The sequence below is a fragment of the Neisseria sp. genome, assembly GCF_041804105.1.
Taxonomy (GTDB): Bacteria; Pseudomonadota; Gammaproteobacteria; order Burkholderiales; family Neisseriaceae; genus Neisseria.
On sequence record NZ_JBHCJY010000043.1, the window covers coordinates 1 to 10,317 of the forward strand.

The following is a 10,317-nucleotide window of genomic DNA, read 5'->3' on the forward strand; positions in this document are numbered from 1 at the left end:
GCCGAACGAAGCGAGGCACACAGGCAGAGCGGCGGCAACGTAAATCCAATACTGCGTACCCTCAGGCGCAGCAGAATCAAGTAATACGGGCATTTTCACGCTGCCGAGCAGGCCGCCCGTCGCCCAGAAAAAGGCCACCACCATGCCGCCGATGAGTACGGAAGTCAGACGGCCTACCCAATGGCTCGACACCCACACGCACAAAGCCAGTACAACGAAAAACAGCAACTGTCCGGCCGCCAGCGGTACCGCGCTGCCGGTCAGGTTACCCAAGCCCTGCGCGGTCAAATCGCCGCCGACAAATATGTAGGCATACGTGAGCAGGTATAAAACGAAAGCGACCGACAGGCCGTTGACCACGTTCCAACCCTGCCCGAGCAGGTCTTTCACCATCGTATCGAAACTCGCGCCGTGCGGGTAATGGGTGTTGACCTCGAGCAGCATCAATCCGCCGGAGAGCATGGAAAACCATGTGTAAAACAATACGGCGAGCGAACCTGCGAACCACACGCCTGACGTGGCGGTGGGATTGGCAAACATTCCCGCACCGACTACCGTGCCGGCGATGATCATTGCGCCGCCGAACAGCGACGGGGATTTTTCAGACATTTCAAACCTTTCAGACGGCCATATTCTTGAAAAACGGCGAAGTCGGTATTATGCCGAAAACACAGGCCGTCTGAAAATGTTTTCAGACAGCCTTCAAATGTTTGAATACTGCAATCATCAGGGGAAACGGCGCGACGGCAAGCGCGGTTACCAGCGCATACGGGCCGTTTGCAACCATTTCCGATAACGGAGTGTCCAGCGAAACCAAAAATACCGCCACACCGAGCAGCACCAGATTCAGGCCGTAAAACATGCAGTAAAACAGGTTTTTACGGCATATCAGAGCAACGGCAGCAACCGCCGCCGCCAAAAGAAAAGCCTGTAATGCGAAAGCCAGCAGGTGCAGGTCATCGCTACCCGAGGAAACAGGATAGACCGGCTGGCCGTCTGCTCCGGTATGCAGAGGCAATGCGGGCGGCAGGGATGTCAGGTAAAAGCCGAGAACGGTGCAGATGGCGGCGCAAAGAAAGACGATGGTTTTCACGGCAGGTTTCGACAAGTAAGGCCGTCTGAAAAAGAATTCAGACGGCCTGTATTTTCATTCAAGCGCGGGTTCGGCTTCAGCCTTCGAATTTCTTAAACACCAGCGTGCCGTTGGTGCCGCCGAAACCGAAGGAATTGGAAATGGCCACGTTGATTTTCATGTCGCGCGCGGTATTGGCGCAGTAATCCAAATCACAGCCGCCCTCGACATCCTGTTCGAAAATATTGATGGTGGGCGGCGATTTCTGGTCGTGCACGGCCAAAACGCTGTAAATCGCCTCCACGCCGCCGGCTGCGCCGAGCAGGTGGCCGGTCATGGACTTGGTGGAGTTCACAACCACTTTTTTGGCATGCTCTCCCAAAGCGATTTTCAGGGCTTTGGTTTCGTTGGCATCGCCCAAAGGGGTGGATGTGCCGTGTGCGTTCACATAATCCACGTCGTCGGGATTCAGGCCCGCATCTTTCAGGGCGCGGGTAACGGCCAGAGCCGGGCCTTCTTCGTTGGGGGCGGTAATGTGGTAGGCATCGGAACTCATGCCGAAGCCGACGAGTTCGGCATAAATTTTCGCACCGCGTTTTTTCGCGTGTTCCAATTCTTCCAACACCATCACGCCCGCGCCTTCGCCGATGACGAAACCGTCGCGGCCTTTGTCCCACGGACGGGAAGCGGTGGCGGGGTCATCATTGCGGGTGGACAGAGCTTTCATCGCGGCAAATCCGCCCACGCCGAGCATGGTAATCGCGCCTTCCGCACCGCCCGCAACCATAACGTCCGCATCGCCGTATTTAATCAGACGGGCAGAATCGCCGATGGAATGGGCGCCCGTGGTACAGGCCGACACCATGCCGTAGCTGGGGCCGCGGTAGCCTTTCAGGATGGTAACGTGGCCGGAAATCAGGTTGATGAGCGAACCGGGGATAAAGAAGGGATTGATTTTGCGCGCACCGCCTTCCATCACGGCCTTGCCTGTGGCTTCGATGCTGGGCAGGCCGCCGATGCCCGAACCGATGTTCACGCCGACGCGGTCTTTGTCGAGACCGGCAGCGTCGTCCAAGCCGGAATCGGTAATCGCCTGCAATGCGGCGGCGATGCCGTAGTGGATGAAATCGTCCATGCGGCGGGCTTCTTTGGCGCTGATGTATTGGCCGATGTCGAAACCGCGCACTTCGCCGGCGATATGGCTGTTGATTTCGCCGGGGTCAAAGCGGGTAATCATGCCGATGCCGCTTTTACCGGAAAGCAGGTTGTTCCATGCGCCGGCAACGTCGTTGCCCACGGGCGACACCTGGCCCAAGCCCGTGATGACTACTCTTCTCTGACTCATGATGTTATCTCGCTGTGTTGGAAGGTTTTCAGACGGCATCCGTATTGCGGCAGGCCGTCTGAAAACGGAAAACAAAGGGGGTAAAAACGCAGGAAAGCCTCTGATTGCGGGTTTTCCGCAGCAGAGGCCGTGGGGCTTTACGCGCTACTGTCTTAGCCTTGGTGGGCGTTGATGTAGTCGATTGCCAGTTGTACGGTGGTGATTTTTTCGGCTTCTTCGTCGGGGATTTCGCAGCCGAAGGCTTCTTCCAGAGCCATAACCAGCTCTACGGTATCCAAAGAATCGGCACCCAGGTCGTCTTGGAAGGAAGATTCGTTTTTCACTTCGGCTTCGTTAACGCCCAGTTGTTCAGCAACAATTTTCTTAACTTGTTGTTCGATGTTTGACATGTCAGTCGTTCCTTATATGCCTTGCGGCGGGTTTCAGAAAAATAAATCGGCTTGAATTGTACCGAATCCGTTTAGAGTTTTCCATCGGAAAACCGCTTTTTTACGGAAAATCAGGAAAAAGCCTGTTATGCGGCATCTTAGCATAGGCGGTTTTTGAGGAACAAGGTTTTTTTATTTTCCTTGAAATTTATTATTTTATTCAAATTCCGTATACCCAAAAACATAATGAAACGGTTTTTACGTTCATCCACCCTATCCTGCATCTACTCTTTTCCGACGCGGCAACGCCTGCGTTTTTTATACGGACTGCCATCCTAAACGATGTTTTCTTCCAGAAACCTCAAAATACACGCCAGTTCTTCGGCGGACTGTTCCTGCGTACCGTTACCGGTATGGCCGCCGCTGTCGCTTGCGTAGAGCCATGTTTTTGGGGAAATACTTTTCAGCTTGGCGTAGAACTTCAGCGCATGGGCGGGATGGACGCGGTCGTCGCTGAAACTGGTGGTGATCAGCGCGGGCGGGTAGCGGCGGCCGTCTGAAAGGTTGTGGTAGGGCGAAAGTTCCGACAGGTATTCGCGGCAAATTTCATATTTTTGCGGGTTGCCGAATTCGTCTGTCCAGCTTGCGCCCGCCGACAGCAGCGGGTAGCGCAGCATGTCGGTCAGCGGGACTTCGCAGACGAGTGCGCCGATGCTTTCGGGTTCGCGCACGAAGGCGGCGGCGGTCACCAGTCCGCCGTTGCTGCCGCCTTGCAGGGCGATGTGTTCGGGCGAAGTCAGTTTGCGGGCGGCCAGGTCGCGGGCGACGGCGAGCAGGTCGTCGATGCTTTTGTGTTTGTGCAGGCCTTGCGCGGCCTGATGCCAGCGCGGGCCGAATTCGCCGCCGCCGCGCACGTTGGCCAGTACGAAAGCCCTGCCTTTTTCGAGCCAGTGGCGGCCGATGCTGCCGAGGTAGTGGGGCAGTTCGGGCACGCCGAAGCCGCCGTAAACGTAAATCAGGGTGGGGGTTCGGGCAGGCAGGCCGTCTGAAAAACCGTCGGTGCCGGTACGGTCTTTTTCAGACGGCGTTGACGGTTTGTCCCCTTGCCTGTCCTTTGGAAACGGGGCGGGTTCGGGCAGGCCGTCTGAAATGCCTTGGGTATTGGCGCAGTGTTTTTCAGACGGCCTTGGTCGGGATGCGGGCGTTTCATCCGTATTTCGGGTTTGCGCCACCGAAACAGATGCGGGTTCGCCGTCATACAGGCCGTCCGAACAATCCGCTCCGTCCATATTCTTGCACACATGGTAATAAGGTATCGGCGTGCCATCGTCCGAGCGCGCCCAAAGCTGCCGGACCTTGATGCCGTCTGAAACGAACTGGTCGGGCTGGCGGCGCAATACGGTCAGTTCCATCACATTTAAATCGAGCGCGTAAAGCGTGAGCGGGGTGGTGAAATCGCTGGCGGCAAGGTAAAGCACGTCGCCGCCCCACGGCTGGTCGGTCAGTTCCAGCGCGCCTTCGGGCAGGCGCGGCAGTTCGGCTTCGCGCCACAGGCCGTCTGAAAAACGCCATGCTTTCAGACGGCCGGATACGTTGTCGAGAATGGCGGCCACCACAAACCGTTTGGTGGTTTCCACGCTTTCAAGCGCTTGGGTTTCAGACGGCGTAAACAGAAGCTGTGCGGCACCAATCCGGCCTTTGCTGAGTTTCACGGCCACCAGCGAACCGCTCGGGTAGCTTTGGTTGGCGCGCCGCCAGTCTTTGCGCAGCGTGAGCAGGAGGTGTCCGGCCAGATAGCCGGAAACGTCGCAGTCGTCGGGCAGATCCAGCGGCAGGGCTTGGCCGTCGGCGGATACCTGAAGGTAGGTTTTGGTGTAAAAACCCTGCGATGCTTCAATCAAATCGACCGCCGCACCCTGTGCGTCGAGATAACGCCATGCGTAGACCCTCATGCCGTCTGAATCCATTTGGAACACGGGCTGCGCTTCTTCAAAACTCTGGCCGCGCCGCATCAGCCACACTTCGCGCGGATAGCCGGATTCGGTAAGCTGGCGTTCGTCCCACGCGGGGCAGACCCACACGCTGTTTTCGTCGCGCCACTCTATGTGGTTTTTGCCCGCCGGAAAATGGAAGCCGTTTTCCGCCAACGCGCCTTGTTCCAAATCCACTTCCAGCGTATAGGCCGCGTCGCCGCCCGCCACGCTCAGGGTAACCAATGCCATGTGCGGCCGTTCGACATAGTGCGACACGCCGCCCAGATACACGTCGTCGCCCAGCATTTCGTCGAAATCGGCCACCGAAAACAGGATTTGCCACTCGGGATAGCCCGACCGGTAAGAGGAGGCGCTGCACACGCGGTACACGCCTTTCGGATATTCGGCACTCTGATGGAAATGGTACATCCGCGCGCGGTGTTCCTGACAAAACGGAATCTGCCGCTCGTCCTGCATCTGCGCCAGAATATCGGCCGCCAGCGTTTCGGCTTCGGCACTGCCGAGAAAACGTGCCACCGTTTCCGCATGGGCGGTTTCGGCCAGACGCAGCGTTTCGGGGTTGTCCAGATCTTCGAGAAAAATATAGGGGTCGTGCATGGCAGGGGCCGTCTGAAAAAGATGGCGGACATTATAGCGCAAAGGCCGTCTGAAACGTTTCAGACGGCCTTTGCCGTGTTTTTTTCTACGCCGGCAGGAATTTTTCTGCCAAAATAGCATCTAAACCGAGTTCATGCTCCAAGCAGCTTGCAGAGCCTGCATTTTCCCGAAAAACATCCATCCCGTTAAGGAGTCCCATGCGTACCGCAAAACTGATTCTCGCCGCCGCCCTGCTGAGCGGCCTGACCGCCTGTTCCAGCCTGAGCAAAATCGGCATCGGCAAAGGCGGCGTACGAAACACCGCCGACCTTTATGTCAAAGCCCTGGTCAACAAAGACGGCAACGCCGCCGTCAAACTCAACGACTATCTGGCCAAATACCAAAACGCCCCCGGCTTCATCCAGCAGGCTTGGCTCGACAAATCGCCCAAACCCGTATCCGACAACGACCCGCGCCTGAAACTCGTGAAGAAAAACCGTCAGGCGCTCAAGCCGATGCTGGCGGAAATGGACAACATCGTCGCCCAATCGGTTTACGCAGCCGGCTGCAACACCAAAGCAGGCAAAGTAACCGCCCAGAAAAACGGCAAACCGAAAGCCAAAGTGGCCGAACTCGTGATGACCTGCAAAGTACCCGCCGCTTCCGACCCGACCCGTCAGGCGCTGAACACGGTCAAACTCGAAGACACGGCCGCGCTGCAGAAAGTCATCGCCCAATGGAAAAACGACGTGGTCAGCGGCGTCAACATCAAAACCGTGGAAGTGCCGTTCCAGCTCTATTCCGACAAAAACACGCCGTGGAGCAACCCCAACATCACCCAAATCATCCGTCCGGTAACGGAAGCCGCGGCAGGTTTGCGTTAACCGCTTATCCGCCGTCAAATCCAAGGCCGTCTGAAAAATCATTTTCAGACGGCCTTTGTTATGCGGAACAATCATGGTTTCAAAAACATATCCGGCTGTGCGGCAGGTTGATTGATGCGGCGGCATGAACAACCGTGATTCCTGTGTCAGCAGGAATCCATGATTGATTATGTACAACTCCATCAATCCAAAAGATTTCTTATCATTTCAAGCCGGATTCCCGACTGAGCGGGAATGACGGCATCAATATCACCAACGCATCATTCCATCACTACACGGCCGTAAAACCTGATAAAATCCGGCACTTTTCAATCATTCGGAAAATCTGATCATGTCTGATTACACCATCCCCCCGCAAAACAAACCCGCCGGTTCCAACGGCCTGTCTGTTGTCAGCCTGGTCTTCGGCATATTGGGCTTTGTCATACTTCCGTTCATCGGCAGCATTGTCGCCGTAATTACCGGCCATATCGCCCGCCGCAAAATCCGCCGTACCGGACAGGATGGCAGCGGCCTAGCCTTAGCCGGCCTGATTTTGGGCTATATCGGTTTGATTACCGGCTTTGGTATTATCGCTGCGATTGCACTCCCTGCCTATCAGGATTACACCCATAAAACGCAACTCTACAAAGCCGATGCCTATCTGAACAAGGCGCGCACCGCTGTCACCAATCGAATCGCCGCCAACCCCGAAGCCTCGGCAGCCCTGAACATTCCCGCCGCGGAGCTTTCGGAAGCAGGCATGGAAAGTCATTGGCAGAACATACAGGTCCGCAACGGCGAACTGGTTGCGCAATTCAGCAACAACAATAATGTTCCGAACCAACTGAACAACGGTTTCCTGATTATGACCCCTCAGGTACAGACCACCGGCATCCGCTGGACGTGCCGCTATGAATACGCGCAGCCGCAACAGCATCCGTTGAAGCACTTCCCACCGTCGTGCAGCATAGAATGATCTGACATCCTGCTTGTCCGACAAAACCGAAGGCCGTCTGAAAAATCATTTTCAGACGGCCTTCGGTTTTTCTGTAATTCCGCGTTGCCAAACAGGTTTCCTACCCGTTGCGACAGCTTGGCGCTTAACTCATGCTTCCTTTTCCGGGCCGCCTTCCTTATCTTCCAAGGCGGGGCTGTCTTCCTGCGCCTGTCCGGTCAGGTTTTTGTCCAACTGCTTGCCTGCTTTCACACCCAGTTCACGCAGTTTTTCGGCGCGTTTAATCAGGTTGCCGCGGCCTTCGGAAAGCTGTTTGAACGCCGCCTGATACTGGTTTTGCGCCTGTTCGATGTTTTTGCCGACGCTTTCGAGCGTGGTCACGAAGCCGACGAATTTGTCATACAGCCGGCCGCCCTCTTCCGCAATCGCCAACGCATTTTGGTTTTGCTGTTCGTTACGCCAGATGTTGGCAACGGTACGCAGGGTGGCCAGCAGCGTGCTCGGGCCGACGAGCATGATGCGTTTGTCGAAGCACTCTTGGAACAGGTTGGCATCATGCTGCAAAGCCAGCAGGTAGGCGGGTTCGACGGGGATGAACATAAACACGAAATCGAGCGTGTTCACGCCGTCGAGTTCGGTGTATTTCTTCTCCGACAGGCTCTTGATGTGGCTGCGGATGCTGGCGACGTGCGCACCCAGTTCGCGGGCGGCATCGGCATCGTTCTGCGCCTGCGTGTAACGCACATAGGCGGTAAGCGATACTTTCGAATCGATGACAATCTGTTTGTTGTCGGGCAGGTTGACCAATACGTCCGGCTGCAGACGGCGTTTGCCGCCGTCTTCGTCTTCGCGGCTGGCGGCCGTCTGAACGAAATATTCGCGCCCTTTGACCAGCCCCGAATTTTCCAACACGCTCTCCAGAATCATCTCACCCCAGTTGCCTTGGGTTTTGTTCTGCGTGCCGGTCAGTGCTTCGGTGAGTGCCTTGGCATCACTGTGCAGCTGGTGATTCAGGGTTTGCAGGCGCTTGAGTTCGTTTTCCAGCGTCAGGCGTTCTTTCGATTCTTTCTCGTAAGTGTTCTGCACCAATTCGCTGAATTTGCCCATGCGCTCGTTCAAAGGTGTGAGCAGGCGGGTAATGCTTTCGGTGTTGTGTTCGGTAAACCGTTTGGATTTTTCTTCGAGAATGTTGTTGGCCAGATTCTGAAACTGGTCGCTCAAACTTTGGCGCGCTTCGGCCAGCAGCGTCAGTTTTTCGTCGGCGGTATGGCGTTCCTGCTCGATTTGAGTAGCCAGCCGCTCGTTGCGGATGTTGCTGTCGGAAAGCTGCTGCCGCAGGGCTTCGTGTTCTTCTTTCAGACGGCCCAATTCTTCTTCTTTGCCTTGCAGGTATTTGATCTTCTGAACGGCCTCGGTCAGTCTGGCCACGTCTTTCTGTGCGGTTTCGCGCAGGGTGTCGATGCGGCTGCGCGCTTCGGCCAATTCGGTTTGCAGCGGTTCCATCTGTTTCAGCTCGGCCTGTGCCTGCGTCAGGGCGACATGGGTGTGTTGGAAACGGTCCTGCGCATCGCGCATCGCGTCTTCGGCCAATACTTTCTCGTTTTGGAAAAACTGAATCTGCTTTGTACGCTCTTCAAGCTGCGCCGACAATACGCCGGTTTTGGCCTTTGCGCGTCCGTACACAATCAGCCAAGTAACGAACGCCGTAAAAATCACGGTTGCGATGATGGTCAGGATAATCAGGGTTTGGGCGGAATTCATGAGTATGCCGTCTGAAAAATAATGTAAATGCGGGAATTGTAGAGCGGCGGCGGCGTGCGGGCAAGCTGTTTGTAATAAATGCGGCGGCGGCTTTACGTTTGTGCGGCATACACGGCACGGTAAAGAACTCCAGACGGCCTGTATTCCGGAAATACGGTATTCCGCCCCATCCGAACCGGATAACGGTATTGCCGATGCGAAACGGATTATTCTGATTCCGTCCTGCCTCAAACACCTTCCCGTATCTTCTCTGCCATCGTTCCCGCTCAGGCGGGAATCCGGCTTTAATCTTCACAACTGATTGTTTAAAAAGAGATACCGGATTCCAAGCATAGATTCCCGCCTGCGCGGGAATAACGGAAACCGAAGAACTCCGTCTTACCGGTATGCCATCGGTTCCATATCAACACACAGCCATTAAATTTTGAAACGGCACATAACCGGCCAATAAATAAAAGGCCGTCTGAAATTTCAGACGGCCTTTCTAACTGTTGCCAGATTAATCCTGCGAAGTTTCCACCTGCGTCATCTGCACGGCTTCGGTCTGCCCTGCATCGGCTTTCGGCACATCGCTGCGGCGCGGGCGGCGGACGGCGGGTTCGGGTTCCGGCACCGGTTCGCCGAACGCGGCGGGATTGGTTTCCACAAACACCAAGTCACCGAAATCGACCGCCGCAGACGCGGCGCTTGCCGCAGCGGCAGCCCTGTGCGACGCAGGGACGGGCACATCCTCGCGGTCGGGCAGAACAATGTTGATGGCTTCCCATTTCGGCTCGGGTTCGGGCAGCGTATAACCGCTGCCGTCGTCCTCGGTAACGATGCCGCCGAACGCCACGACATCCTGTTCCACCTCACCGATGAGCGAGTCGATGACGGCTTGGTCGCTGCCGGTGCTTTCTTCTACGGCGATGCCGATGTCGGGTTCGTCGGCAACGGTCAGATCGGCATCGTTTTCGATGGCGAACAGCACAGGCGCGGGGCTTGCGTTTTCAGACGGCGTTTCCGCTACGCTCTGAACGGCGGTTTCCGGCACGGCTTCATGCCCGCTTTCCTGCTCCTGCGGCAATACCACAACCAGCGGTTCTTCGAGCGTTTCGGCCGGCGGCGCGGCATCTTCGGATGCAAACACGGGAACGGACACGGACAGCGGCGGCTGTGCCGCAACTTCGCCCGAAACGAATGCAGCGGCATAACGCACCTTCTCGGCGGCCTCTTCGATGCTCAAATACTGCTCGATTTTCTCGGCCGACGGAATGTGGCGTTTTTTACCGTTGTTGCGGCGGTCGTTGCGGTCGCGGTTGCGGCCGCCTTTCTCACCCCGTTCGCCGCGCTCCTGATTCCGTTCGCTGCGGTTCTGACGGCTTGGGCGGCCGTCTGAAA

General features: G+C 56.4%; 8 protein-coding genes and 1 pseudogene. 2 read left to right on the forward strand and 7 right to left on the reverse strand.

Features of this window, described 5'->3' with window-relative positions:
• From ACEYDX_RS04405 to ACEYDX_RS04425, 5 genes are all read right to left on the reverse strand, one after another.
• The coding region (locus tag ACEYDX_RS04405; protein WP_373740819.1) for an aromatic amino acid transport family protein at positions 1 to 609 on the reverse strand (609 nt) is incomplete at its 3' end.
• Positions 610 to 691: 82 nt separating this feature from the next.
• Positions 692 to 1,093: a hypothetical protein gene (locus ACEYDX_RS04410; protein ID WP_373740820.1), complete on the reverse strand. Its 402-nt coding sequence runs from the start codon at positions 1,091 to 1,093 to the stop codon at positions 692 to 694.
• A gap of 76 nt (positions 1,094 to 1,169) precedes the next feature.
• Positions 1,170 to 2,417: a beta-ketoacyl-ACP synthase II gene (gene fabF, locus ACEYDX_RS04415; RefSeq protein WP_373740821.1), complete on the reverse strand. Its 1,248-nt coding sequence runs from the start codon at positions 2,415 to 2,417 to the stop codon at positions 1,170 to 1,172.
• Between the two features lie 152 nt (positions 2,418 to 2,569).
• Positions 2,570 to 2,806 carry an acyl carrier protein gene (acpP, locus tag ACEYDX_RS04420; protein WP_373740822.1) on the reverse strand — a complete coding sequence of 79 codons (237 nt, stop codon included), beginning with the start codon at positions 2,804 to 2,806 and terminating at the stop codon, positions 2,570 to 2,572.
• 314 nt (positions 2,807 to 3,120) lie between these two features.
• Positions 3,121 to 5,496, reverse strand: a complete 2,376-nt coding sequence (locus tag ACEYDX_RS04425; RefSeq protein ID WP_373740823.1) for a prolyl oligopeptidase family protein — start codon at positions 5,494 to 5,496, stop codon at positions 3,121 to 3,123.
• Between the two features lie 77 nt (positions 5,497 to 5,573).
• On the opposite strand from ACEYDX_RS04425, the gene ACEYDX_RS04430 reads away from it, so the two are divergent.
• A complete protein-coding gene (locus tag ACEYDX_RS04430) occupies positions 5,574 to 6,239 on the forward strand; it encodes a hypothetical protein (protein WP_373740824.1) in 666 nt (221 codons plus the stop codon).
• A 331-nt stretch (positions 6,240 to 6,570) separates the two neighbouring features.
• Positions 6,571 to 7,197, forward strand: a complete 627-nt coding sequence (locus ACEYDX_RS04435) for a DUF4190 domain-containing protein (protein ID WP_373740825.1) — start codon at positions 6,571 to 6,573, stop codon at positions 7,195 to 7,197.
• 129 nt (positions 7,198 to 7,326) lie between these two features.
• Here the strand turns inward: ACEYDX_RS04435 and rmuC are convergent, their stop codons facing one another.
• Positions 7,327 to 8,937 carry a DNA recombination protein RmuC gene (gene rmuC, locus ACEYDX_RS04440; RefSeq protein WP_373740826.1) on the reverse strand — a complete coding sequence of 537 codons (1,611 nt, stop codon included), beginning with the start codon at positions 8,935 to 8,937 and terminating at the stop codon, positions 7,327 to 7,329.
• Between the two features lie 499 nt (positions 8,938 to 9,436).
• Positions 9,437 to 10,317 (reverse strand): annotated as a pseudogene (locus ACEYDX_RS04445) (hypothetical protein); the annotation flags it as partial.